The sequence below is a fragment of the Nonomuraea sp. NPDC049725 genome (assembly GCF_040674795.1).
Lineage (GTDB): Bacteria > Actinomycetota > Actinomycetes > Streptosporangiales > Streptosporangiaceae > Nonomuraea > Nonomuraea ceibae.
Genome location: NZ_JBFANJ010000006.1, coordinates 380083 through 404846, shown reverse-complemented (window position 1 = coordinate 404846; position 24764 = coordinate 380083). Strand labels below are relative to the sequence as shown.

Sequence of the window (24764 nt, the reverse complement as noted above, 5' to 3'; positions counted from 1 at the left end):
GGGGCCGATACACTGGGATTACCGCATTCGCCTTTGGGGGGTCTCTTTCGGTGTCTGAATTCGACACGGTACTGGTCGTCGACTTCGGCGCGCAGTACGCGCAGCTCATCGCGAGGCGGGTGCGCGAGTGCCACGTCTACTCCGAGGTCGTCCCGTCGACGATGCCGGTCGAGGAGATGCTGGCCAAGAAGCCCAAGGCCATCATCCTGTCCGGCGGCCCCTCCTCGGTCTACGCCGAGAACGCCCCGGCCGTCCCCCACGGCCTGTTCGACACCGGGGTGCCGACGTTCGGCATCTGCTACGGGTTCCAGGCCATGGCCCAGGCGCTCGGCGGCGAGGTCGCGCGCACGGGCGTGGCCGAGTACGGCGGCACCGCGCTCGACGTCCTCGACGAAGGCGTCATCTTCGCGGGCCTGCCGGCCACCCAGCAGGTGTGGATGTCCCACGGCGACAGCGTCGCGGCGGCCCCCGACGGCTTCGCCGTGACCGCCTCGACCAGCGAGACCCCGGTGGCCGCGTTCGAGAACCCCGAGCGCGGCCTCTACGGCGTCCAGTTCCACCCCGAGGTGCTCCACTCCGAGCACGGCCAGGCCGTGCTCAAGCACTTCCTCGACGCGGCGGGCTGCCGCCCCACCTGGACGATGCTCAACATCGTCGAAGACTCCGTCGAAGCCGTGCGCCGGCAGGTCGGCGACGGCCGCGCCATCTGCGCCCTGTCCGGCGGCGTCGACTCCGCCGTGGCCGCCGCGCTCGTCCAGCGCGCCATCGGCGACCGCCTCACCTGCGTCTTCGTCGACCACGGCCTGCTGCGCAAGGGCGAGGCCGAGCAGGTCGAGCGCGACTTCGTCGCCGCCACCGGCGTCAACCTGCGCGTCGTCGACGCCGCCGACCGCTTCCTCAAGGCCCTTGAGGGCGTCAGCGACCCCGAGGAGAAGCGCAAGATCATCGGCCGCGAGTTCATTCGCGTCTTCGAGGACGAGCAGCGCGCCATCATGGCCGACGGCCCCGTCGAGTTCCTCGTCCAGGGCACCCTCTACCCCGACGTCGTCGAGTCCGGCGGCGGCACCGGCACCGCCAACATCAAGTCCCACCACAACGTCGGCGGCCTGCCGGAAGACCTCCAGTTCACGCTCGTCGAGCCGCTGCGCACCCTGTTCAAGGACGAGGTGCGCCGCGCCGGCGAAGAGCTCGGCCTGCCGGCCGCGATGGTCTGGCGCCAGCCGTTCCCCGGCCCCGGCCTCGCCATCCGCATCGTCGGCGAAGTCACCCGCGACCGCCTCGACCTGCTGCGCGAGGCCGACGCCATCGCCCGCGAGGAGCTGTCGCGCGCCGGGCTCGACCGGGAGATCTGGCAGTGCCCGGTCGTCCTGCTCGCCGACGTCCGCTCGGTCGGCGTCCAGGGTGACGGCCGCACCTACGGCCACCCGGTCGTCCTGCGACCGGTCACCTCCGAGGACGCGATGACCGCCGACTGGGCCCGGGTCCCGTACGACGTGCTGTCGCGCATCTCGACGCGCATCACCAACGAGGTCCGCGAGGTCAACCGGGTCGTCGTCGACGTGACGAGCAAGCCCCCGGGCACCATCGAGTGGGAGTAGCCACCGCCGCCTGAAAAGCCCGGTCCCCCGGGAGTCGGCAGGGCTCCCGGGGCTCGTCAGGTCGCCGGGGCGTTCACCGGAGGCGTTCCTCCAGGTGGACGGTGATGGTGTCGCCGGGCCCCTTGCCGAGCAGTTCGCGCAGGGCGGCCTTCACCGGCAGCTTGTGGGTGCCGTCGCCGAGGGCCATGAACGAGCTGCGGAACGGCTGCCCGTCGATGGTGCCGCGCACCTTGACGAGCCCGCGGGTGCCGAAGAACTCCGCTGACCCGGGCATCACGACGTACGTCCAGCCGCCCTCGTTCGGGCTCTTGAGCAGGGTGGCGGTGAATTCCTTGTCCAGGGTGGTCATCGGCCGGCCTCCTGTTCGACGATCTCGAGGCCGTTGCCGTCGGGGTCGCGCAGCGTGAACATGGCCGGGACGCCGGGCCAGCGCAGCAGTTCGCCCACGTCGGCGCCGTGCCCGGTCAGCTCCTGGTGCAGGGCCGCGGCGTCGGGGGTGGTGAGCCGGATGCCGGTCTCGACGCCGGGGGCGCCGCCGGGCAGGAGCGCGATGGTGGTCGCGGAGCCGGGCGGGGCCACCTCGATCCATCGGCCGCCGAGCTGCTCGACCGGCGCGTCCAGGCGCTTGTCCAGGCCCAGGGTGCCGACGTAGAAGTCCAGTGCCCGGTCCTGGTCGCTGACGGGGACGCCTACGGTGTGTATGCCGGTGATGCTCATGCGGGGCCTCCTGGCGTTGGGTTCGTCGGGTATGACTCGCGGGCGGGAGAAAACTCATCGCTCGCCGCTTCCTCCACAGCGAGATCATCCCCACATAAGAGGATCTTTCGCTCAGCCCCCGCGACCCTTATGCTGCAACTGACAAGAATCTTTACAATAACGTCACCTCACCGGATCACGGGGGACCCGCCATGACACCGGTCGTCGCAGTGCTGCATTCCGAAGACGTCGCCCTGGATTTCCTGTCCGTCCTGACCCGTCACGCCGCCGACGACGTCCACGTGCTGATCGGCACCCACGCCGAGCACGTCGTCCTGCCGGGCGGAACTCCGCTCGCCGAACGGCTGGCGCTGCTCGCGCCGTACGTGGACCCGGGCCGCAACACCGCCCCGCTCCCCGCCCCGGACACGGTCGCGGACCGGCTGCGCGAGCTGCCGGAGCCGCAGGTGTGGACGCACTCGCCCGCCGACCACCGGGCCCGGCGGGCCCGCTACGGCAGGAGTGTCGTCCAGGCCGCCGGGACCGCGGCCTGCGCGGTCGGCGACAACCCGCACCTCCAGCTCGTCGCCGAGCGCGCCGAGGCGCTGGACGGGGCCGAGGTCGCGGCCAAGGTCGGCTTCGTCGTCACGCACGCCGGGGCGCTGCTCAACAGCCGGGTGCCCGACCGGCTCGTCACCACCGAACGGGTGCCCGCCGTCGAGCGGTTCGCCCGCCTGGAGCGGGAGCCCGCCGACCGGCTGTACGCGCTGACCGCCAGCCTGAGCGACGACGCCGCCCAGGTGACCGATCCGTGGGAGTTCGAGACGTCGGCGTACGAGGTCGCCCGGCTGGACGCGACCGCCGCGTGGGTCGCCCGCTGGTGGTTCCCTGGCGACGGCCCCCTGGTTGAAGTCGGGCCCTGCGAGGGAGCGCTCTCCCGGCGGCTGGCGGACAAGGGCTACACCGTGCACGCCGCCGAGCCGAACCCCGTCTTCCGCGCCCGCCTGGAGACCGTGCCGGGCGTCCTGGCCACGCCCGACGGCCTGGAGGAGCTGGCCAAGGCCGGCCCGTCCGGCGCGTACCTGCTGAGCGAGATGCTCTACTACGGCCAGGACCTCGACCTGCTGCACCGGCTGCCCACGGACCTGCTGCTGATCTCGCTGGCCGCCGAGCGGCTCAACGACACCGTGTGGCCGTGGGTGCGCGAGCAGTCGGAGTGGACCGTCGCCGAACGCTGCGAGCTGGCCGCGCCCGCGCTGGAGTTCGTCTGCGACGGCCGCGCCTACCTGCGCAAACGCGGCAGCCGCGGGCTGGTCCTGACGCGGGGCGGGAGGCGGGCATGAGCTTCCGGACGCTGGTGGTCTCCCCGCACTTCGACGACGCCGCGCTGTCCGTCGCGGGCGTGCTGGCCACGCTGCCGCGACCGGCCGCGATCGTCACCGTCTTCGGCGGACCGGCCGCCGAGGAGGGCGACGACCGGGGCCCGTCGGCGTGGGACCGGCTGTGCGGGTTCACCTCGACGGGCGAGGCCGTACGCGAGCGGCGCGCGGAGGACGCCCGCGCCTGCGCGGCGCTCGGCGTGGAGCAGATCGCGCTCGACCACCCCGACGCGCCCGCCGCTGGGACGTGGCTCGACGGCCTGGAGGACTGCCTGGCCGCGCACGCCGGGCCCGCCACCCAGGTCCTGTTGCCGATGGGCATCGGCAACAGCGCCCACCTCCAGGTCCGCGACCAGGCGCTGAAGACGCTGGCGGGCACCGGCGGCCCGGCCCCGTGGATCTACGCCGACCTGCCGTACGCGTCGATCGTGCGCGAGTGGGGCACCGGGGCGGCGTCGCGGGCGCTCACCGAGCACCCGCGCGCCGGGGCGCCGCTGCGCGCGCTGGAGTCGATCAGCCCGCACCGGGCCGAGCGGCTGGACGCGCAGGCGTGGGGCGCCAAACGGCGGGCCGTGCTCTGCTACGCCTCCCAGCTTGCGCCCCTGGCCAGCGAGTTCGGCGACATCCTGGCGGTGCCGGGACCGCTCAACCACGAGCTGGTCTGGACCCTCGGCCCGAGCGGCTGAACACGGCGACTCCCGGGACCGGACGGCCCCGGGAGTCAAGGTGAGGCCGGTCAGAAGTCCGTCGTCACCGCCGCGCCCGAGAACGCCTTGGCCCCGTACAGGCTGACGTAGTGGTAGCCGGGCGCCGGGTTGACGACCGTCAGCGTGTGCGCGTTGCCCGCGCCCGTCGCCCGCTGCGTGTAGGACGACGTGGTGGCCCAGGAGCTGCCGCTGTAGTACAGGTCGGCGTCACCGGTGCCGCCCGACGAGGTCAGGGTCAGCCTCGCCGTGCCCGCCGGCACGTACAGGTACAGATAGGCGTAGTTCCCCGCGGATGCCGACAGGCCGCTGCGCCGGCAGTCCTGGCCGAGCTGCCTCACGTCGGCGCCGGTGCACTCCGCCGCCGCCGTGACCGTGACCTGCTTGCTCGTGGTGTCGGTGCGGCCGCCCTCGCCGGTGACCGTCAGGCTGACCGTGTACGTGCCCGCCGAGGCGTACGTGTGGGACGGGTTGGCCGACGTGGCCGAGCCGCCGTCGCCGAAGTCCCAGCGCCGGGCGGTGATCGTCCCGGTCGAGGTGTCGGTGAACGACGCCGTCAGCCCGCTCGCCGCGTACGTGAACCCCGCCGACGGCGTCGAGCCGCCGTTGCCGAGCGAGCCCAGCCAGGTGTTCCAGTCGGAGTCGTACCGGCTGCCGATCGTGCTGGTCAGGAACGTCCGCGCGGTGCTCCACGCGCCCGTCCGGTACGAGCCCAGCACGGTCGCCACGTCGGCCGGATGCCGCTCGAACATGTAGCGGACGGCCAGGTAGCCCCACCGGTACACGCGGGTGGAATCGTGCGAATAGGTGGTGTCCCAGAGCGTCGACAGCCCGTACGTGCGCTTGGCCGCCTCCGCGATCGCCGCGTCGTAGGCCAGGTTCCGGTACGAGTACGACACGTACTCGGCGAAGCCCTCGATCCACCAGATCGTCGGCGTGCTGACCCCGGCCGAGAAGTCGCCGTGCATGTTGAAGCGGCCGTCGAGGTAGTGGGTGTACTCGTGGTTGAGGTTCCAGATCTGGAAGTCGGGGCGCAGCCACTCGGCCTCGTAGGCGATGAACCTTGGCTGGTTGCCCGTCGCCGACGGGTCGCCCTCCAGGTACATGCCGCCGTTGTCGGTGTCGATGCCGAACATCGCGCCCGCGTACGTCTGGTAGTCGGCGCTGGAGTCGAACACCACGACCTCCAGCGTGGTGTTGCGGTCACCGGCGACCGGGCCGTTGTCACGCGCCACGTCGTGGAAGAACGCGTCCTGCCCGGCCAGGCTGGAGCAGCTGCCGTCGAGCTGCGCGGAGGTCATCTGCTGGGCGCGGATCCTGATGCTGGGGCTGCAGGCGTGGGTGACGGGCAGCACCTCGGCCGCCAGCCGCTCCTGCAGGTCGCAGACGCCGTAGTAGGAGCAGTTCGACCCGTCGTAGAAGTCGGCCATCTCGGCGACGCCGACCCACAGGGGAGCGGTGGCGCCGGTGATGGAGCTGCGCGTGAGCAGGTCGCGCGCCAGCGGCCGGACCGTGGCCCGCAGGTCGGCGTGCTGGAGGAACCGGGCCAGCTCGCGGCCCGCGTTCGAGGTCAGGTAGCCGTTGTCGGTGCCGAGCAGCGCCAGGTGGCGTGTCGCGAACGAGGTCAGCGTGTCGAGCACCCCGCGATCCGCCCGCACCGCCGCGACGAACGCCGGGAGCTGGTGCCCACGGAACAGCACGGTGTAGACGCTGTTGACCGCGTTCAGCATCGACCACGACCCGTCGTACGAGCTGTCGTAGTCGTTGAGCAGGCGCTCGACCACGTACAGGTAGCGGTCGTTCTCCGCGGCGCTGTCGATCAGCGTGACCGCCTCCGACAGCACGTCGCCGTTGGCGTCGCTGACCGTGCCCGATCGGGAGTTGCCGAAGAACGCGTCCAGACCGGCCTGGATGGCGGTCTTCAGCGTCTGGCCGTACGCGCCGACGTCGCCGGGGTAGTACCACTGGACGTAGTAGCCGGCCCGCAGGTAGAGCACGAGCTGGGCGGTGGCGGTGCTGTTGTCGCCGGGGTAGCTCGCGCCGTTGTCGCGCAGCGCGTACGCGACGCTGACCATCTGCGACTCGCGGAAGGCCAGGTTCGCGTCCCGGCCCGTCAGGCTGAACAAGGTGCCGACGCACTCGGTGGTGGACGTCTTGATCTGCTGGACGAGCGCGCTGCCGGTACGGCTGGTGAAGTCGCTCACCGAGCAGGCGGCGGCCTTGGCGGTCCTGGCGTCGGGGGCGGCGGGTTCGTCGTAGTCGCGCCGCAGCGCGTCCTTGGAGGCGGGGAGCGGGGCCCGGTCCTTGAGGGCCAGGGGCTCCTTGCGTACGTGGTCGTCGATCGTGGCCGCGGCAGTGGTCGCGGCGGGCGGCGGCTCGGCCGCGGCGGGTGGCGGCTCGGCCACGGCCGGAGCCGCGACCGCGAAGGGCACGAGCAGGGCGGTTAACAGGAGCAACTTGCGCACACGAACCTCCGGGGGGTATCCGCATGGATGCGAGGTCGGTCCGAGTGTGAAAGTCATCGGTCAAAGTGGGTCATACACCCGGGCATAAGTGTTGCGTATGCCCTAATTTCTGGTCATGGACCTCGACCTCAGGCACCTCCGGATGGTCTGTGCGATCGCCGAGACGGGCAGCGTGACCCGAGCCGCCGCCCGCCTCGGCCTGTCGCAGCCCGCCATGACCAATCAGCTCAGGAAGGTCGAGGAGAGCGTCGGAGGAGAGCTCTTCGTCCGCAGCCACGCCGGTGTCGAGCCGACGCCGCTGGGCCGCCAGGTCATCGCGCGGGCCAGAATCGTCCTGTCCGAAATCGACGCGCTCTTCGGCGACCTGCGCGACACCGGCGCCGCCACCGCCGGGCTCCAGCTCGGCTGCGTCCACCTGGCCTGCGTGGGCAGCGTCGTGGACCGGGTCACCGAGGCCCTGCCCGGCCGGCCCATCTCGCTGCGGATCGAGCCGTCCGCCGTCCTGCTCGCCGACGCCCTGGCCCACGGCAAGCTCGACGCCGCGCTCATGGGCATGATCGAGGGCTTCGACGTGCCGCTGACCGCGCCCGTCGTCACCCGGACGCTCGTCCCACGCTACCCGATCTTCGTCGCGCTGTCGGCGGAGCACCCGCTGGCCTCGCAGCCCGAGATCGACCTCGCCGACCTCAGGAACGAGCGCTGGATCAGCCCGCCCGGCGCCGACGACGGCTCGCTGGCCGCGCTGCGCGCCTCCTGCCGCGCCGCCGGGTTCGAGCCCGACGTCCGCTACGACGCCCCCAGCGGCGCGGGCCGCCCCCTGGTCGCGGCCGGGCACGGCATCCGTCTGGTCGACCCCACCTGGCCCGAGCCCGAAGGTACGGTCGTCCGCCCGCTGGCCGGTGAGCCCCAGGTCGCCCGCCTCATCCTGGCCTGGCGCCGCGACCGGCTCAGCGCCACCGCCGCGGCCGCCGTCTACCGGGGCCTGGCCCGCGCCTTCGAGGATCACGTGGAGGACAATCCGGCCTTCACCCGCTGGTGGCGGTCCCACCCGGAAGTTCATCCTCTTCTTTGACCGATCTAGTCAAGACGAGACGTTTCGTCTCACCTAGGTGGTAGCCTGACCCCATGCCCGAGTCCAAGAAGCCGAACCCCGCCCGCCGCAGCGAGCGCTCCCGGCAGGCGATCCTCCAGGCCGCCCGCGAGCTGATCTCCGAGCTGGGCTACGCCAAGGTCTCGATCGAGGCCATCGCGGCGCGGGCGGGCGTCGGCAAGCAGACCATCTACCGCTGGTGGCCGTCGAAGGGCGCCGTGGTCTTCGACTCCTTCCTGGCCCTCAGCCAGGACCCGGCAGGCGAGAGCATGGCGCTGCCCGACACCGGGGACCTGGCGGCCGACCTCAAACTCGTCATGCGGGCCACGGTCGCCGAGCTGGCCGATCCCGCCTTCGACGCGCCGATCCGGGCGCTCAACCAGGAGATCATCGGCGACCCCGGCCTCGCCGCCCAGTATCGGGAGAAACTCGCCCACCCCGTGGACGAGATCAAGAAGGAACGGCTCCGCAGTGCCCAGCGGGCCGGCCAGCTCGATGCCGACGCCGACCTCGACCTGGTGCTGGAGATCCTCTACGCCCCCCTGTATCACCGCTGGCTGCACCGCTCCGGCCCGCTGACGGACGACTACGCCGACGCCCTCGTCGAGGCCACGCTGCGCGCCTTCGCCCCGGGTCAGGACGGGTAGCTGGCGCCCGGCTCCGGCTTCTTGCCGCGCAGCAGCGCCGGCACCGTGACCAGGTGGTAGCCGCGCTTCTTCAGCTCCTTGACGATCCCCGGCATGGCCTTGACCGTCGCCGGGACCGTGTCGTGCATGAGGATCACGCCGTCGCGCTTGGCCAGCCGGAGCACCGCGGCCTTGATCTTCCTGGCGTCTCGCAGGTCCCAGTCGAGGGTGGTGCCGGTCCACATCACCTGCGCCAGGTCGTGCTGGGAGGCCAGGTGGAGCACCCGGTCGTCGGTGTGCCCGTAGGGCGGCCGGAACATCGACGGGGCCCGGCCGGTGGCCTTCTCGATGGCCTCCTGGGTGGCGCCGAGCTCGTCGAGGACGTCGTCGTCGAACAGCGTCGGCAGCGACGGGTGCGAGTAGGTGTGGTTGCCGATCGCGTGACCCTCGCGGGCGGCGCGCCTGGCGATGGCCGGACGCTCCTCCACCTTGTTGCCGACCAGGAAGAACGTGGCCTTGACCCGTTCCCTCTTGAGCAGGTCGAGCAGGGCCGGCGTGGTCTTGCCCGGCCCGTCGTCGAACGTGAGCGCCAGGCACTTGACCCTGGCACAGTCGATCTTCGCCTGTGAGGCGCCGGCGGGGGCGCCGGAGACCAGCAAGGAGACGGAGAGCAAGCCCTGGATCAGCACATGCTCCACTGTATCGCCGGGATCATCCGCCCAGCCGGGCCCGTAGGAACAGTGTTACGCCTTTGCATGATTTGACCGGAAGGTACCGTTCTGCGATCACGACCGCCGACAGCCCCGCGTTCACCAGGAACGGCAGCTTGCGCAGGTCGCTGCCCGTCGAGCCGCGCCGGTGCCGGGCGACCAGCGGGCGCAGCAGCACGTTCCAGCTCCACACCCGCTCCACCCGCAGCCCCGCCTTCTCCACGACGGTGGTCAGCGAGGCGCGGTCGTAGCGGCGCAGGTGCCCGACGGCGTCGTCGTGCTCCGACCACAGCGACATGTCGCACGGCACCGCGATCAGCGCGTGCCCGCCCGGCCGCAGCACCCGCGCCATCTGCTCGGTGACCAGGTAGTCCTCCTCGACGTGTTCGAGCACGTCGAACGCCGTCACCAGGTCGACGCTGGCCGACTCCACCGGAGGCCACCGGGCGTCGGCGACCATCGCCCGCAGCCCGCGCTGCCTGGCGACCTCCACGGCCTCCTCCGAGCAGTCGGTCGCGGTCGCGTCCCAGCCCTCCTCCACGAGCACGCGCGTGTTGCCGCCGCCCGCCGCGCCCAGGTCGAGCGCCCGCCCGGGACGGCCGTGGCGGGCCAGCCGCCGCAGCTCGGCGCGCAGGATCGCCCGCCGCTCCCGATACCACCAGTGGGTCTGCTCCAGCGCGACGAGCTGCCGGATCTCGGTGACGTCCACAATGCATCAACTCCGTGTGCGGGCGAAAACCCAGCGGTCGAGGGCGATGAAACGCAACAGGGTGAGCACGCCGTAGGTGGCGACGACCGCGGCGACCTCGAACAGCCGCCCCGCCGCCGGGGCCAGCCCCACCACCACCGCGGTGGTGACGGCGTAGTTCGACAGGAACACCGCCGCCGCCCGCAGATGCATCCCGGTACGCTTGCCGCCCCGCCTGCCGAACGTCCAGCGGCGATTGGCCTCGGTGTTGACCACCCCGGTGAGCACGAGCGCCGCCAGGTTGCACAGCGCGGGCTCCAGCACCTCCCTGAGCGGCAGGTAGAGCAGCGCGTACAGGACCGAGGTGAACGCCCCGACGGCGGCGAACTTGACCAGCTTGGCCACCTTCGGCTCGGCCACCACGGCGTCCGGATGGACGGGTGCCAGCTCGGCGGGCCCGGCCACGTCGACGGTGGCCCGCCCGGTGGACATCGACCAGGTCAGCCGGGCCAGCCCCTTCAGGTCGGCCACGGCCGTGCGGACCACCCGGACCCGCGAGTCCAGGTCCTCCACCCAGTCGACCGGCACCTCGTGCACGCGCAGCCCGTTGTGCTCGGCGAGCAGGAGCAGCTCGGTGTCGAAGAACCAGGCGTCGTCCTCGACCCGGTCCATCAGCGGCCTGATCACGTCGGCCCGCGCCGCCTTGAACCCGCACTGCGCGTCGCTGAACCGGGCCCCGAAGCCGACCCGCAGCAGCGTGTTGTAGCCGCGCGAGATCACCTCCCGCTTGACCGAGCGGCGGGTGCGGGCGGTGTGCGCGAGCCGGGTGCCGATGGCGATCTCGGAGTGGCCGCTGGCCAGCGACGCCACCATCGGGAACAGCGCGCCGAGCCCGGTGGACAGGTCCACGTCCATGTACGCGACGATGTCGGCCGGGCTGTCACGCCAGGCCGCCTTCAGCGCCGCGCCCCGCCCGGCGATCTCCAGCCGCCTGGCGTGCACCCGGCTGTGCCCCGAGGCGAGCGCCTGGGCGATCTGCCAGGTGGCGTCGGTGCTGCCGTTGTCCACGATCGTGATGCGCCACGGCATCGGGAAGGAGTCGTCCAGGAACGCGGTGAGCGTGCGCACGCAGCCGGGCAGCGCGCGTTCCTCGTTGTAGACGGGAATGACGATGTCGACGGTCGCGAGCCGGGCGGGCGCGTCGACGACGGTGCCTGCGCGCAAGCGCGTGTCCATGGGTTCCCCTCGTCGCTGGTCCTGGGGAAAATGGTGGGCGGGCGGAACGGGCCGGGCCGGTTGATTTCCGCGCACCGGGCACGGACCAGGCCAGGTCTTTACCCGCCGATCACCTCATAGACCGCGCAGTCCCCCTTGTGGAAGCGCAACCGGGCGAACCTCCCGACATCCGGCGACTCCCGGACCCCCTCCACGAACAGCCACCTGACCCCGTATTTCTGGGCCAGCCGCCCGATGGTGCGTTCCGACGGCGTCTGGAAGGCCGCGTCGTTCACCGCCAGCCGCAACGGATCGGCGAACCCGATCCGCAGATAGGACTCCCTCGTCTCGGGCGCCCGCCGGAGCGTGCTCATCGCGTACGCCCACCCCTCGACCAGCACCCGCCGCTCGCTGTAGCCCGACACCCAGTAGTGCCGGGCGTCGCAGTGCCGCCGCACGGTCGGCCGGCAGTGCAGGTTGGTGGCCACCACGTCGCCCGGCCCGGAGTGGTCGCGCAGCCACCGCGCCGCCTCCATGCCCCCTTCGGGCATCATCTGCCGGAACTGCCCGCCCGGCCCGACCTGCCGCACCGCTTTGACCGCCGCCGCCGGCACCGTGTAGCCGCACGCCAGCGCCGCCACCACCACCGCCGCGACCGGCCTGCGCCACACCGCCACCGCCGCCCCGGCGACGACCAGCACACCCCCCAGCACCACGTACGGCAGCGCGACGTCGGCGAGCCGCAGCTCCCGCGCCGGAATCTCGACGCCGAGCGTCTCCGCCACCAGCACCGCCAGCCCCGCCCCGGCGGCCAGCGCGCCCGCCGCGACCCGCCACGCGCCGGGGAAGGCCCGCAGCAGCGCCCCGGCCCCCGCCACCGCCAGGATCGCCAGGTAGGGCTTCGCGCTGGTCAGGAAGTAGAGCTGGGAGGCGGCCGGATGCCCGAACACCAGCACGGCCCCCACCCCGGCGGCCCCGATGCCGCCGAGCAGCAACACCCCCGGGTCCCATCCCCGCCACAGCGCGAGCCCCGCGATGCCCGACCACACGCACGCCAGCGCGCCCACGTGGAGTCCCGCGAGCGCCAGCGCCAGCCCTACGGGGAGCTGCGCCATCTCCGGGTCGCTCAGCTCGGCCGCCGCCCGCCACAGCCGCAGCATCGTGTCGAACGGCGTCACCGTCATGCCCTGGGTCCCGTGCGCGAACAGCACGAACTGCGCCACCAGCAGCCCGCCCACGGCCAGCCCCGCGGCGGCCAGCGCGGGCCGGTGCACCCGCCGGTCCACCAGCAGCCGCACCCCCAGCACCACCACCAGCCCGGCCACCAGCAGCGGCAGGTAGGTCGCCTTGGCCCCGGTGAGCGCGAGCAGCAGCACCCCCACGACCAGCCACCGCCCGCGCCCGTCGCGCAGGTAGGCGATCAGCGCGAGCACCACCGGCGCGAACAGCAACGCCCCGAACGTCTGCGTGGGGCTCAGCCAGGCGCTGAACGGCGACATCGCCGGGAACAGCTCCACGCTCCCGGCCGGCAGCGCCGGCGAGCAGGCCAGGCAGGCGGCCACCACGGACGCCACCCCCGCCCAGGCCCGCCCGGCCAGCCGCCACCCGGTCACCCCGAGCAGCACCATCGTCGCCGCCAGCATCGGCAGCACGCTCAGCCGGTAGAGCAGCGTCTGCGGCTCGATCCCGGTCAGCCAGCTCGTCGCGGCCATCTCCGCGTAGACGAACCAGTGGTAGGACAGCGGCTCACCCAGCACCGACGGGAACTGCGGCGGCACGTGATGCCGGACCTCGCCGAGAAGCGCCAGATGGTAGTGCATGTCGACGTAGGGGCCGGCGTTGCCCGGCCAGGTCAGCCCGTGCACCGCGTAGAACTGCCGGGCACTCCAGGCGAGCAGGTAGCCGACGACGCCCGACATGGCCCACGCCCACCACAGCGGCACCCGTACGCCCGAGCCGCGCCAGTGGCGCCGCAGCTTCGGCACGGCCAGGAACGCCACGACGGTCAGCACCGGCCAGGCCACCACCGCGAGCGGCGCCCCGAGCGCCCGCGCCGGCAGGTAGACCAGCACCTCGATCGCGTAGCCGATAGCCAGCCCGGCGGCCAGGTCGGCGGGCAGCGACCCGCCCCCGGGACCCAGCGCCCGCCAGAGCAGCATCCCGGGCAGCATCACCCCGAGCCCGACGTAGCCGCCGAACGCGCCGAGGTCCTGCAGTGGCACGCCGTGGCGCCACAGCACCACCACGGCGGCCACGGCCACCAGCACCGCCGGCACCCACCCGTAGCCACGCCGCGCCCGCGCGGCAGGCAGCACCGGCACCCTGGACAGCGCGACCGTCATGGCGCCCTCAGTCCCCTCAGCCTCCTCAGCCCCTGAACCCGCTGGTCAGGCCGACACCATGACCAGCCGGGTGAACTCGGCGGCCAGATCGACGCCGTCCCACACCCGGTGGAAGCTCAGCGCGTCACCGAACGGCACCATCCGGTCGACCCCGCGCCCGGCGAGCACCTGGGCCAGGTCCATCAGCTCGTCCCTGGCGAACCCGAAGTGCGTCATCGTCTGGTCGCGCCGCCCCACCAGCGGCACCAGCTCGGTCAGCGTGCCGAGCCTGGCGTGGGCGAACGTGCCGGTGCCGAGCCAGCGGCGGGGGGCGGCCACGGCGGTCGACAGCGTGACGTTGGCCAGCGCGTTGCCGTGGAAGTCGATCGTCCCGGCCGACCCGTCGGCGGCCATGCCGTAGGTGGCGACCCGCTTCTCCACGGCCATCGCCGCGTCGACCGCCCAGCCCCGCTGGGAGACGGCCTGCGACAGGTGGGCGGTGAAGTCGGCGCGGGCTGCGTCGGACTCGTCGCGCGGCCCCACCCAGAAGACGGTCCGCGGCGAGGAGCAGGCGGCCTGGTCGAACCAGTAGGAGTCGTTGACGAACCCCTCGGCCATCGCCACCCGGGTGGCGGGCGGCGCGGCCAGCCAGGCCGACGAGCGCACGGCCGCGAACGACGAGCGGTCGGGGAAGGTCAGGTCGCGCGCGTGCGGGGCCAGCGGATGCTTGCGGATCTCGTCGACGGTCCGGTCGCCGCCCCAGATGACGCGCAGGTCGCAGCCCGAGGAGAGCGCGGCGGTGATGGAGTCGGAGCGGTCGTAGCAGACGATCCGCTGGGTCGCGGCCACCACCGGGTCGGCCCCGTCGAGCGACTCCAGCAGCGTTTCGACGATGGTCGAGGCGACCGTGCCGGCCCGGGGCGACAGGCGCACCACGTTGCGGTTGCCCATCAGCGCCGACAGCGCCCACGAGTAGACGAACACGGTGTCGACGTTGGCGGGCGGGATGTGGAACACCAGGCCGCGCGGCACTCGTACGTGATCGCCGCGCAGGCCCTCGACCGTGCGCAGCAGCTCGCTGCGGCGCAGGAAGAACCCGAGCGAGCCCAGCTCGGGATGGCGGCGCGACAGCGTGGGCCGCAGCAGGCGGCGGCCGAACCCGGTGAGGAAGTCGCGCACCCGCTCGTCGCCCACGGCCAGGCCGCCGCCCGCGGTGATCTGGTCGAGCAGGGTGCCGACCGGGACCGGCGGGCCGTCGGGGAACCTCACGTCGAGCATTACGCGGCCGCCTGCCCGTAGGTGTCGCTGCACCCGCGCGCCTCGGCCCGGGGCAGCCGGCCCAGCACCGAGAAGCGCTTGCCGGGCCACACGCCGTCGTCGACGCCGTGGACCACGCCCAGGTCCTCGGTCAGCAGCACGTGGCCGGGATAGGAGGTCGGCAGCGTGCTCACCACCTCGATCAGCCCCGGCACCCCCGGCGGCGCCTCCTGCCAGGTGTCGGGGTCGCGGATCACCACGTCGGCGAAGTCGGGGCAGTAGAGGCCGCCGCCGTCGGGGCCTTCGAGGAAGACCGTGCCGATCTGCTCGACCATGCCGTAGAAGTTGTGGACACGGCGCAGCCCGCACTCCTCGGCCAGGCGCCTGCGGAACTCCTGGTTGTCGACCGACTGCTCGGCCAGCTTCTTCCAGCCGCCGGAGTGGACGAGCACGCCCTGCGACAGGTCCATGCCGAGCTCGCGCAGGTGGAGCCAGGCCAGGTAGGTGAAGCCGAAGATCAGGTAGGGCTCGGCGCCGTGCCTGGCCAGGAAGCCCTTGACCGCCTCGGCGTCGAGCTCGCCCCGCTCGTCGAGGGCGAAGGTGTGGTCCCGGCCGAAGTTCATCATGCCGAGGACGCCCGCGCCCCGGGCGCTCAACGCCGGGTCGCGCACCACCGCGCGGCTGTCGACGATCAGCATGGGCAGCCGCCGCTCGCCCAGCACCGCCCGCAGCGTCGCCGCGAGCATGCGCGGCTGGGCCGCGGCGGCCTCCCGGTCGAGGTAGACGCGGCTGGGCCGCTGCCCGGTCGTGCCGCTGGAGGTGAGCACCCGGAACACCTGGTCCTCGGGAACGCTGCGCAGCTCATGGGTCTTGAACAGCCGCACCGGCAGCCACGGCAGCGCCGCCACCCGGTCGTAGGGCGGCCTGGCGCCGATCGCGTCGAGGATGCGCCGGTAAGGAGGGCAGGCCAGGCGGTGCCGCTCGGTGAGCGCGGTCAGCTCGGGCAGCAGCGCGGCCTCACGCTCGGCTGCCGACAGGGTGAAGACGGTCACGTCCGGGCCTCCAGGGCGCGGTAGTCGATCTTGCCGGTGGTGAGCAGCGGCAGCCGGTCGACGCCGCGCACGTCGAAGCCGCTCCAGTGCAGCCGCAGCTCGGTGCCGAGCCGCCGGGCCAGCGTCGAGCAGCCCTTGGCGTCGACGCCCTCGGCCCACACCGTGACCCGGTCGTCGCCGCCGGTGGCCGCGATCGGGCCGCAGTCGCGCAGCAGCCGCTCCACGTCGTCGAGGTTGACCCGCACGCCGAAGATCTTGGCGATGCGCTTGACCCGGCCGGTGAGGTGCAGGAACCCCTCCTCGTCGAGGTGGCCCAGGTCGCCGGTGCGCAGCACGCCGCCCAGCTCGTCGCCCTTGGCCAGGTCGGCGGCCTCGTCGGCGTAGCCCATCATCACGTTGGGGCCGTGGTAGACGACCTCGCCGTCGACGATCTCCAGCCGGCCGCCGGGCACCGCGACCCCCGCCGAGCCCGGCTTGCCGGCCAGCCGGTCGGGGGGCAGCACCGCGATCCGGGCCGTCGCCTCGGTCTGGCCGTACATGACGTAGAGGGTCGTGGGCAGGGCGGCGAACTCGGTGACCAGGTCGGGCCTGAGCCGGCCGCCCGCCTGGGTGAGCGTGGTGAGCGACGGGTGGTCGGCGGGGTCGAAGCGGAGTCTGCGCAGCATCTCGTACTGGTAGGGCACCGCGGCGAGCGAGGTGCAGCGGTGCTCGTCGAGCGAGGCCCAGAAGGAGCGTTCGAGCAGCCCGGCGTCGGTCAGCAGGACGCTCGCGCCGGCCACCAGGTGGCTGTTGAGCACCGACAGGCCGTAGCTGTAGTGCAGCGGCAGGCTGGTGGGCGCGATCTCGGCGGGCCCGATGGCCAGCGCCTCGGCGATGGCCCGCGCGTTGGCGAGCACGGCGGCGCGCGAGAGCCGCACCAGCTTGGGGCTGCCGGTCGAGCCGGAGGTCGCCAGCAGCACAGCCAGGTCGGGATGGGTCGGGCTGCCCGCGCTGCGTGCCGTCGCGCCGTGCGGCGCGTGGGCGAAGCCGAGCAGGGCGGCGGGCTTGAACCGGCCCGCGAGCTCGGCCAGCGCGGCGGCGGGCAGGTCGGGGTCGAGCAGCGCCACCGCCCGCCGGGCCCGCCAGGCGGCCAGGTAGCGCACCACCGAGGGCAGGTCGTTGCGCATGCCGCAGAAGATCGGACCGGCCGGCAGCCCGTCCAGGGTGGCGGCGGCGCGCTCGACGCGGGTGGCGAGGGCGTCGCCGCCGAGACCGCCCGGCTCCTCGTCGGAGACGAGCCGCGCGCCCGGGTGCGGGAGATCAACCATGACTCACGGCACCAGCCCGCCGTCGACGCCGATGACCTGCCCGGTGATGAAGCAGGCGTCACTGGAGAGCAGGAAGGCGGCCAGCGCGGCCACGTCGTCGGCGGTGCCCAGGCGGCCGAGCGGCGTGGCGGCCACGGTGGCGGCGCTCGCCTCGGCGTCGAGCGTGGACAGCATCGCGGTCTGGATGTAGCCGGGAGTGACGGCGTTGACCCGGATGCCCGCCGGGCCGAGCTCCTTGGCCGCGGCCTTGGCCAGGCCCAGCAGGGACGCCTTGGTGGCGGAGTAGACCGCCTGGCCGGGGCCGCCGTCTCGGCCCATGACCGAGGAGACCAGCACGACCGACGGGCTGATGCCCCGGCGCAGCAGCCGGACCGCGCCCTGCAGGGTGTGGACCGCGCCCACCGCGTTGACCGCGAACAGGTCGCGGACCCCGGCGCTGGGCAGCATGCCGAGCAGGGCCGCGGCGTGGACGCCCGCGTTGATCACCAGGCCGTCGAGGCGGCCGTGACGCTGGTGGATCTCGCGCATCATCGCGGAGATCGCGGTGGGGTCGGACACGTCGCCGTGGACGCCGCCGACCCGGCCGCCGGTGAGCGCGGCCAGCTCGCCCGCCGCCTTGGCGGTGCGGGCCTGGTCGCGGCCGTGGACGACGACCTCGCGGTGGGTGGTGGCCAGCCGCGTGGCGATGGCCCGGCCGATGCCCGAGGTGGAGCCGGTGACCAGGACGACGCGGGGGTCAGCGGGCCGCTGCGCCGATGCCATGCTTCTCCAGGAGCGCCGCCGCCTTGGCGAACGAGCTCATGTCGATCATCTCGTCGGTGTCGATCGTGATGGCGAACTCGTCCTCCATCGCCGCGATCAGCGACATGTGGGCCAGGGAGTCCCACTGGGGGATGGCGCGGTATTCGAGGCCGTCGACGTCGGCGGCGGCCGGGAGGTTAAGCGAGCTGCGGAAGACTTCACGCAGCCGGTCGAGATGACTCATGCTTCACTCACTCTCTGTCTTCAAGCCAGAACTGAGTGTAGCGGTGATCCCCGTTCTACAGAAACCAAGCACCCGTCGCGAGTAATGGAAGCGTATAACTCCGAGTGGCCCGCGCCTGGGGCTGGGAATGTCGGATGGGGCCTGCCAACCGCGCGAGGGGAAACAATGGACGAATCCAACCACTGGTACGGTCATTCCCGCATACTCGGACGATATTGCGGAATGGCGGACGAAGCGCCCAGGCGTATCCAGGGGTTCCTCCAGCACGGATGGAATTATCTGCACGGATTTCCACCTAATGATCACTGGTGCAGCCCCGGTTACCCCCGTTTCGTATGGTCTGACGTGCTGCGTCGCCGGGGCTGGTCGATGGGGCGGCGCGGCCACTACCTCATCGGCGCGCCTTGGATCTACCTGCTCGACCTCGAACCGGACCTCGGCGTCAAGCCCAAACGCACGGGCACGATCTGGTACCCCTTTCACGGCTGGGAGAAAGCCTCCGTAACGGGCGACCACGCCCGGCTGGCCGACGAGATCCGGGATACGGAAACCGAATCGGTCACCATATGCCTTTATTGGCTGGAATTTGCGAATCCCGGCATCCGGCAGGCGTACGAATCACGCGGTTTCCGGGTGATATGCCACGGCGAGCGCGGATCGCGCTGGGACCCGAGCGGGCGTGACTTCCTGCGCAAGCAGCTCGTCGAGCTCCGGCGGCACCGCCGCGTGGCCTCCAACCGGCTCGGCAGCGCCCTGTTCTACGGCGCGTCCGTCGGCTGCGAGATCGGCGTGTACGGCGACCCGATGCAGTTCGACGACGAGCGGCCCGAGTACGGCGGCACCGCGCGCCGGATGCGGCTGTGGCCGGAGCTGCACGGCGTCCGCGTCGACCCGGAGGTGGCCGGCGAGGCCGCGCGGAGCGAGCTGGGATTCGAGTATCAGGCGACACCTGAGGAGCTACGGCGAATGTTCGGCTGGAAGCGGGTGCGATGCGCATGACCGAGGCGCCCGAGAACGTCCGGTTGATCGGCGGCGAGATGCTGCTGTGGTCAGACATGTCCGACGGGTCGAGCATCACGGACTGGCGCGGCGTGGCACGGGAGCTGATCGGCCGGCTGCTCCCGGCCGCCGGCTCCGTCCTGCTGGTCGGGCCGCACCCCAGAGAGCTGATCGACGAGGTGGCCGGGCGCGCCTCCTCGGTGGCGGTGCTGGTGCGGTCCTACCCCGACGCGTGCGCGCTCGGCGACCGCCACCCCGGCCTCGACGTGCACTGCGGGCGGCTGGCCGCGTTCTGCTGCGACAGGCCGTACGACCTGGTCCTGGCGCTGGACGGGCTCCAGCGCACCCACTCGGCCGAGGCCCCGGCGGCGGCCTGGCGCGAGTCGATGGCCGCGCTGGCCGCGCTCGTCGCGCCCGGCGGCCGGCTCGTCCTCGGCGTGCGCAACGACCTCGGCGTGGACCGGTTCCTCGAAGCGCGCCCGGCCGACCGCGACGGGGGCGACGGGCAGTGGGAGCCGCACGGCTTCGACCCCACCTACCCCAACGGCCCGGCCGCGCTCGACTTCGACCTGGAGGCCACCGGCCTGGCCGTGGAGCGCTGCTACGCCGCCTACCCCGACAGCCGGGCGCCGCGCGCGATCCTGTCGCGCGAGGCGCTGGCGCGCGAGCTGCCGGAGGCGCTCACGTTCCCGCTGAGCGCGCGCGCCGACGACCGCATGCTGGTCGCCGACCCGCTGCGGCTGACCCGGCTGGCCCTCCGCCACGGCCTCGGCGAGCACCTGGCGCCGATCTGGCTCGCGGTCGCCTCCCGCGACAGGCCCGAACCCGTCGGGCTGCCGCTCGGGCTGGTCGAGGACGGCCCGGCCGTCGACGAGCTGCGCGAGGAGGGCGGCGAGGTCACGCTGCGGCGGCTGCCCGACGGCGAGTCGCGCGAGGTCCCGCCGGGCCGCGTGGTCGAGGAGATCCTCGTCGAGGCGTGCGCCCGCGAGGACGTGCGCGCCGTGCGCGAGCTGCTGGCCGCACTCGCCCGATGGGTGGAGACCAGCGGCGACGCCACGGCGGCCACCGACAGCCTGGTGTGGGACGGGGAGCGCTTCTCCGCCATCAGCCCCGGCCCGTCGCCGGAGCCCGAGCCCGCCCCCGTGATCGTGCTGTGCCGGATGCTGTGGCGGTTCGCGGTGCGGCTGCTGGCCGCCGGGCACCACCACCCGTGGCCGTGGCCGCTGGAGGCCGACCAGCTCACGCTGACGCTCTGCGGCATGGCCGGCCGGCCCTGCGACCAGCAGGAGCTGGACCTGGCCCGCAAGCTCGACGCCGAGCTGGGCCAGCCCGCCGAACGCGCCGGCTCCGCCCCCGCCTACCGCGACCTGCTGCGCTCGCGCGACCGGCTGGCCGGCCAGCTCACGGCGGCGATGGCCAGGATCGCCAGGCTGGAGACCAAGCTCAGCTACCGCGAGCGCGAGCTGGTCCGGGCCCGCTCCAAACTGCGCAGGACGCAGCGCAAGGCGACGGCCTACCGCAGGACGCTCGGCTACCGGCTGTCGCGCCGCCTGTCCCGCCCCCGCCGGATGGCCCGCCGGGTCATGCGGCTGCTGTCCGGCTGAGGAAGGGAGCATCCGTGCCGGTCCTATCCGTGATCGTGCCGTTCTACGACGTCGAGAAATACCTCACGCCGTGCCTCGACTCGCTGGAGGCGCAGACCCTGCGGGACATCGAGGTGATCTGCGTGGACGACGGCAGCCGCGACGGCGGCCCGGACCTCGTGGCCGCCCGCGCCGAGCGGGACGGCCGCTTCCGCCTGATCCGGCAGGACAACCTGGGCGTCGGCCGGGCCCGCAACATCGGGGTGAGCCAGGCGAGCGGCCGCTACCTGGCGTTCGTCGACGGCGACGACACCGTGCCGCGCGCGGCCTTCCAGCGCCTGGTCTCGTCGCTGGAGTCCACCGGCTCCGACCTGGCGTGCGGCAACGTCATGCGGCTGCACCGCAACCTGCTCGTGCCGTCGTGGGCGCACAAGGAGCCGTTCGCCGAACCGGCCGAACGCACCCACATCACCCGCCGCCCGCTGCTGGTGCGCGACCGCATGCTGTGGAACAAGGTCTACCGCCGCGCCGCCTGGGACCGCCTGGACCTGCGCTTCCCCGAGCGGATGTACGAGGACCAGCCGGTCGCCATGGCCGCCCACGTGGGCGCGCGCTCGGTCGACGTGCTGCACAAGGTCGTCTACCACTGGCGGCAGCGCGACGAGCCCGGCTCCTCCATCACCCAGCGCCGCCTGGAGCCGGACAACCTGCGCGACCGCCTGCTGTCGGTGCTGGAGACCGCCGCGCTGCTCGACGCGGAGGCGCCCCGGCTGCGGCCCGAGTTCGACCGCGACACGCTGGCCATCGACATGACCGTCGCGGTCGAGGCCATCGCCCGGCTGGGCCCCGCCGCCGACCCGGCCCTCGTGGACCTGGCCGTACGGTATCTCGACGGGGTGTCGCGGGCCGCGCTGCGCGAGCTGCCGTTCGCCCACCGCCTCCAGGTGCACCTGCTGCACCGGCGCCGCCTGGACGAGCTGGCGGGCGTGGCCGCGCAGGCGCGCGACGGCCGCCTGCAGCCGCGCGTCAGCTCCGCCGGGCTGTTGCGCAAGCGCTGGTACGGTCGGCATCCGGCGCTGCCCGGGCACCTGTCGGAGGTCTCCGGCGAGCTGGAGGCGACCGCCAGGCTGGTGGAGCTGGAGTGGCGCGACGGCGTGCTGCACGGCTCCGGCCGGGCCGGCATCGGCAGGTTCGACGCGGGCGAGCTGGGCCGGATGCGCGTGACGGTGTGGCTGGAGGAGCGCCGCACCGGCGACCGGGTGCCGCTGGCCGAGCAGAGCGCCGCGCCCGTCTGGGAGAGCGCGCCCCAGCCGGACGGCGGGTCGGTGCCGGAGCACGTCTTCCCGTTCCGGTTCGCCTTCGACCCGGCGGCGCTCAGCGCCGCGCAACTGCGCAGGCACGGGCACTGGGACCTGTACGTGCGGCTCAAGGGCGCGGGGTTGCGCCTGGAGGGCAAGGTGCGCGGCGACCGCAGGCTCGCCCCGTCGGCCCCGCCGCCCCGGCGCAGGTCAGGCGTGTGGCTGGTGCCGGTGCTCAGCTTCCGCGGCGCGTGGGGGCTGCGGTTGCGCGAGGCCGAGGCGGTGATCGGGGAGTGCCGCGTCGACGGCGGCGACCTGGTGTTCGCCGGGGAGCTGGCCGACGTCGGCGACGGCGAGCCGGTGATCAGGCTGGTGCGCAGGAGCGACGGCGAGGAGATGTACTTCCCGGTGACGCTGGCCGGACGTGACTTCCGCGCCCGGGTGCCGCTCGCGGGCATCGACGAGGTCGTCGGTGACGTGACGTGGTGGGAGGTCGTCGTCGACCAGGGCCGGGCGATCCGCACGCTGGTGCGGACCCGGAGCCGCCCGCCGGCGGACGTGCCCGGCAGGCGCTTCCTGGTGGACCGGGGCGACGACGGCTGCCTGCTCCTGCTGGAGCACTAGGACAGGATGCCCGCCAGGCACTCCGCGACCCGGTCCTGGTCGGCGTCGCCCAGGCCCGGGAAGAGCGGCAGCGACAGCTCCTCGGCGTAGTAGGTCTCGGCGTTCGGGCACAGCCCGCGCCGGTAGCCGAGGTCGGCGAACACCGGGTGCCAGTAGGCCGGCAGGTAGTTGACCTGCACCCCGATCCCGGCCGCGCGCATCCGCTCGTACACCTCGCGCCTGCGCCCGTCTCCGACGCGCACCGGGTAGAGGTGCCAGCTCGGCGACACGTACGGGCGCTCGGCGGGCAGGGTGAGCCCCGGCACGCCGGCCAGCAGCCGGTTGTAGCGGGCGACCAGCTCGGCCCGCCGGGCGCGGAAGGTGCCCAGCCGGCCGAGCTGGCTGGTGCCGAGCGCGCACAGCACGTCGGGCAGCCGGTAGTTGAGCCCGAACGCGTGCACCTCCTGGTGCCAGCCGCCCTCGCCCGGGTCGCGCTGCTCGGCCGGGTCGCGGACGAGGCCGTGGTTGCGGAAGCGGGCGGCGGCGGCGAACAGCTCGGGGTCTGCCGCCGCGACGGCCCCGCCCTCGGCCGTCGTCACGGTCTTCGTCGGGAAGAACGAGAACGTCGTCAGGTCGGCGAGCGAGCCCACCGGCCGGTCCTTGTAGGTGGAGCCGATGGAGTGGGCCGCGTCGCCGATGAGCACCGCCCCGGCCGCCGACGCCACCCCGCGCAGCTCGTCGTAGTCGGCCGGATGGCCCGCGTAGTCGACCGCGGTGATCGCCCGGGTGCGGCCCGTCACCAGGCTCGCGGCGGCGTCGGGGTCGAGGTTGCCGGTGTCGGGCTGCACGTCGGCGAAGCGCACCCGGGCGCCGCGCAGCGCGGCGGTGGCGGCCGTGGCCACGAACGTCAGCGGCGAGGTGACGACCTCGTCGCCCGGCCCGACGCCGGCGGCCGCGTAGGCCACGTGCAGGGCGGCGGTGCCCGACGTGACCGCCAGGCACGGCACCCCGCCCGTCCACCGGGCCAGCGCCGACTCGAAGCGCGCCACGGCCGGGCCGGTGGTCAGCCAGTCGCCGCGCAGCACCTCGGTCACCGCCAGGATGTCGGACTCGTCGACCGACTGCCGTCCGTAGGGGAGCATCAGGCCGACACCATCGCCCGCAGGTCGTCGACCGACAGCCAGCGGTCGTTGGCGTCGGAGCGGTAGGCGAACCCCTCCGGCAGCACCTCGCCGCCGACCGGCGGGACGTAGCCCCAGGTCGCGATCGTCGGCTGCACCACGTAGCGGTCGGCCAGGCGCAGCGCGCGGCGGCCGTCGTCGGGGCCGATCATCTCCTCGTGCAGCTTCTCGCCGGGCCTGATGCCGATCTCGTAGATCGGGCTGCCGGGCGCGAGCGCGTCGGCCAGGTCGACGATCCGCATGCTGGGGATGCGCGGCACGTAGAGCTCGCCGCCCTGCATCAGGTCGAAGGAGTCGACGACGAACTCCACGGCCTGGTCGAGCGTGATCCAGAACCGGGTCATGCGCTTGTCGGTGATCGGCAGGCTGGCGCCCTGGCGGGCCAGCTTCAGGAAGAACGGCACCACGGACCCGCGGCTGCCGACGACGTTGCCGTAGCGGACCACGGCGAAGCGGGTCTCGTGCCCGGCGGCGTAGTGGTTGGCCGACACGAACAGCTTGTCGGCGACCAGCTTCGTGGCGCCGTAGAGGTTGATGGGGCTGGACGCCTTGTCGGTGGACAGCGCCACGACCTTGCGCACGCCGCAGTCGATGGCCGCCTCCACGACGTTCTGCGAGCCGGCGACGTTGGTGCGGACGTATTCGAACGGGTTGTACTCGGCGGTGTCGACCTGTTTGAGCGCGGCCGCGTGGACCACGTACTCCACGCCGTGCATGGCGCGGGCCAGGCGCTCGCGGTCGCGCACGTCGCCGATGAAGTAGCGCAGCCGCTCGTCCTCGCCGAGCGCCTGGCGGAGCTCGTACTGCTTGAGCTCGTCGCGCGAGAACACCACCAGTCTGCGCACGCCGACGTGGCCGAGCGCGTGGCGGATGAAGGCCTTCCCGAACGAGCCCGTGCCTCCGGTGATCAACATTGACGATCCACTGAGAATGCTCAAGCGGTCCCCCTTACGTCGGCCGGTAGCATAGCGCGACCAGTAAGTCACCGACGGTAACAGGGGGAATCG

General features: G+C 73.0%; 22 protein-coding genes. 8 read left to right on the top strand and 14 right to left on the bottom strand.

The features are described from left to right. Positions 1-50 precede the first annotated feature (50 nt). Complete coding sequence (gene guaA / locus AB0J53_RS18825) at positions 51-1598, top strand: glutamine-hydrolyzing GMP synthase (protein ID WP_364173651.1); 1548 nt, start codon at positions 51-53, stop codon at positions 1596-1598. A gap of 73 nt (positions 1599-1671) precedes the next feature. On the opposite strand, the gene AB0J53_RS18820 is transcribed toward guaA, so the two are convergent. After that, the gene (locus AB0J53_RS18820) at positions 1672-1947 is read right to left on the bottom strand and encodes a DUF1905 domain-containing protein (RefSeq protein ID WP_219500551.1); all 276 of its coding nucleotides are present in this window, start codon (positions 1945-1947) and stop codon (positions 1672-1674) included. Then, a complete protein-coding gene (locus tag AB0J53_RS18815) occupies positions 1944-2315 on the bottom strand; it encodes a VOC family protein (protein ID WP_357591341.1) in 372 nt (123 codons plus the stop codon). Before AB0J53_RS18815 ends, AB0J53_RS18820 begins: the two co-directional genes overlap by 4 nt. Before the next feature lie 209 nt (positions 2316-2524). On the opposite strand from AB0J53_RS18815, the gene AB0J53_RS18810 reads away from it, so the two are divergent. Both AB0J53_RS18810 and AB0J53_RS18805 read left to right on the top strand, forming a co-directional pair. Beyond that, positions 2525-3637 carry a hypothetical protein gene (locus AB0J53_RS18810; RefSeq protein WP_364173647.1) on the top strand — a complete coding sequence of 371 codons (1113 nt, stop codon included), beginning with the start codon at positions 2525-2527 and terminating at the stop codon, positions 3635-3637. Further along, complete coding sequence (locus AB0J53_RS18805) at positions 3634-4359, top strand: PIG-L family deacetylase (RefSeq protein WP_364173645.1); 726 nt, start codon at positions 3634-3636, stop codon at positions 4357-4359. The genes AB0J53_RS18810 and AB0J53_RS18805 overlap by 4 nt, the downstream gene beginning before the upstream one ends. 50 nt (positions 4360-4409) lie before the next feature. On the opposite strand, the gene AB0J53_RS18800 is transcribed toward AB0J53_RS18805, so the two are convergent. Further along, a complete protein-coding gene (locus AB0J53_RS18800; protein ID WP_364173642.1) occupies positions 4410-6842 on the bottom strand; it encodes a collagenase in 2433 nt (810 codons plus the stop codon). Between the two features lie 115 nt (positions 6843-6957). Here AB0J53_RS18800 and AB0J53_RS18795 point away from each other — a divergent pair, with 115 nt between their 5' ends. Beyond that, positions 6958-7914, top strand: coding sequence for a LysR family transcriptional regulator (locus AB0J53_RS18795; RefSeq protein WP_364173639.1), 957 nt, complete (start codon positions 6958-6960; stop codon positions 7912-7914). 53 nt (positions 7915-7967) lie between these two features. Further along, a complete protein-coding gene (locus AB0J53_RS18790) occupies positions 7968-8579 on the top strand; it encodes a TetR/AcrR family transcriptional regulator (protein ID WP_364173637.1) in 612 nt (203 codons plus the stop codon). Here AB0J53_RS18790 and AB0J53_RS18785 read toward each other — a convergent pair. From AB0J53_RS18785 to AB0J53_RS18745, 9 genes are all read right to left on the bottom strand, one after another. After that, the gene (locus AB0J53_RS18785) at positions 8567-9247 is read right to left on the bottom strand and encodes a polysaccharide deacetylase family protein (protein ID WP_364173634.1); all 681 of its coding nucleotides are present in this window, start codon (positions 9245-9247) and stop codon (positions 8567-8569) included. The genes AB0J53_RS18790 and AB0J53_RS18785 overlap by 13 nt on opposite strands. 22 nt (positions 9248-9269) lie before the next feature. Next, positions 9270-9977, bottom strand: coding sequence for a class I SAM-dependent methyltransferase (locus AB0J53_RS18780; protein ID WP_364173632.1), 708 nt, complete (start codon positions 9975-9977; stop codon positions 9270-9272). A 6-nt stretch (positions 9978-9983) separates the two neighbouring features. Beyond that, positions 9984-11192, bottom strand: a complete 1209-nt coding sequence (locus tag AB0J53_RS18775; RefSeq protein WP_364173629.1) for a glycosyltransferase — start codon at positions 11190-11192, stop codon at positions 9984-9986. 98 nt (positions 11193-11290) lie between these two features. Continuing rightward, positions 11291-13513: a hypothetical protein gene (locus AB0J53_RS18770; RefSeq protein ID WP_364173626.1), complete on the bottom strand. Its 2223-nt coding sequence runs from the start codon at positions 13511-13513 to the stop codon at positions 11291-11293. A gap of 45 nt (positions 13514-13558) precedes the next feature. Further along, positions 13559-14770 carry an acyl-CoA reductase gene (locus tag AB0J53_RS18765; RefSeq protein WP_364173624.1) on the bottom strand — a complete coding sequence of 404 codons (1212 nt, stop codon included), beginning with the start codon at positions 14768-14770 and terminating at the stop codon, positions 13559-13561. Then, positions 14770-15801, bottom strand: a complete 1032-nt coding sequence (locus AB0J53_RS18760) for an acyl-protein synthetase (protein WP_364173621.1) — start codon at positions 15799-15801, stop codon at positions 14770-14772. Before AB0J53_RS18760 ends, AB0J53_RS18765 begins: the two co-directional genes overlap by 1 nt. Next, on the bottom strand, positions 15798-17108 hold the full coding sequence (locus tag AB0J53_RS18755; RefSeq protein ID WP_219500574.1) for an AMP-binding protein: 1311 nt from the start codon (positions 17106-17108) through the stop codon (positions 15798-15800). The genes AB0J53_RS18760 and AB0J53_RS18755 overlap by 4 nt, the downstream gene beginning before the upstream one ends. A 3-nt stretch (positions 17109-17111) precedes the next feature. Next, positions 17112-17870 (bottom strand): SDR family NAD(P)-dependent oxidoreductase, encoded by a 759-nt coding sequence (locus AB0J53_RS18750; RefSeq protein WP_364173618.1) that lies wholly within the window; start codon positions 17868-17870, stop codon positions 17112-17114. Beyond that, entirely contained in the window at positions 17845-18093 is a 249-nt protein-coding gene (locus AB0J53_RS18745; protein ID WP_364173615.1) for an acyl carrier protein, read from the bottom strand. Before AB0J53_RS18745 ends, AB0J53_RS18750 begins: the two co-directional genes overlap by 26 nt. Positions 18094-18258: 165 nt before the next feature. Between AB0J53_RS18745 and AB0J53_RS18740 the strand changes: the two genes are divergently transcribed. The 3 genes from AB0J53_RS18740 to AB0J53_RS18730 are packed head-to-tail and all read left to right on the top strand — an operon-like array spanning position 18259 to position 22597. Next, complete coding sequence (locus AB0J53_RS18740) at positions 18259-19092, top strand: hypothetical protein (protein ID WP_364173612.1); 834 nt, start codon at positions 18259-18261, stop codon at positions 19090-19092. After that, a complete protein-coding gene (locus AB0J53_RS18735) occupies positions 19083-20696 on the top strand; it encodes a hypothetical protein (RefSeq protein WP_364173610.1) in 1614 nt (537 codons plus the stop codon). Before AB0J53_RS18740 ends, AB0J53_RS18735 begins: the two co-directional genes overlap by 10 nt. A 14-nt stretch (positions 20697-20710) precedes the next feature. Next, positions 20711-22597 carry a glycosyltransferase family 2 protein gene (locus AB0J53_RS18730; protein ID WP_364173607.1) on the top strand — a complete coding sequence of 629 codons (1887 nt, stop codon included), beginning with the start codon at positions 20711-20713 and terminating at the stop codon, positions 22595-22597. Here AB0J53_RS18730 and AB0J53_RS18725 read toward each other — a convergent pair. Further along, positions 22594-23718 carry an aminotransferase class I/II-fold pyridoxal phosphate-dependent enzyme gene (locus tag AB0J53_RS18725; protein WP_219500586.1) on the bottom strand — a complete coding sequence of 375 codons (1125 nt, stop codon included), beginning with the start codon at positions 23716-23718 and terminating at the stop codon, positions 22594-22596. The two genes, AB0J53_RS18730 and AB0J53_RS18725, sit on opposite strands and share 4 nt — an antisense overlap. Beyond that, on the bottom strand, positions 23718-24743 hold the full coding sequence (gene pseB, locus AB0J53_RS18720) for a UDP-N-acetylglucosamine 4,6-dehydratase (inverting) (protein WP_364173604.1): 1026 nt from the start codon (positions 24741-24743) through the stop codon (positions 23718-23720). Before pseB ends, AB0J53_RS18725 begins: the two co-directional genes overlap by 1 nt. Between the last annotated feature and the right edge of the window lie 21 nt (positions 24744-24764).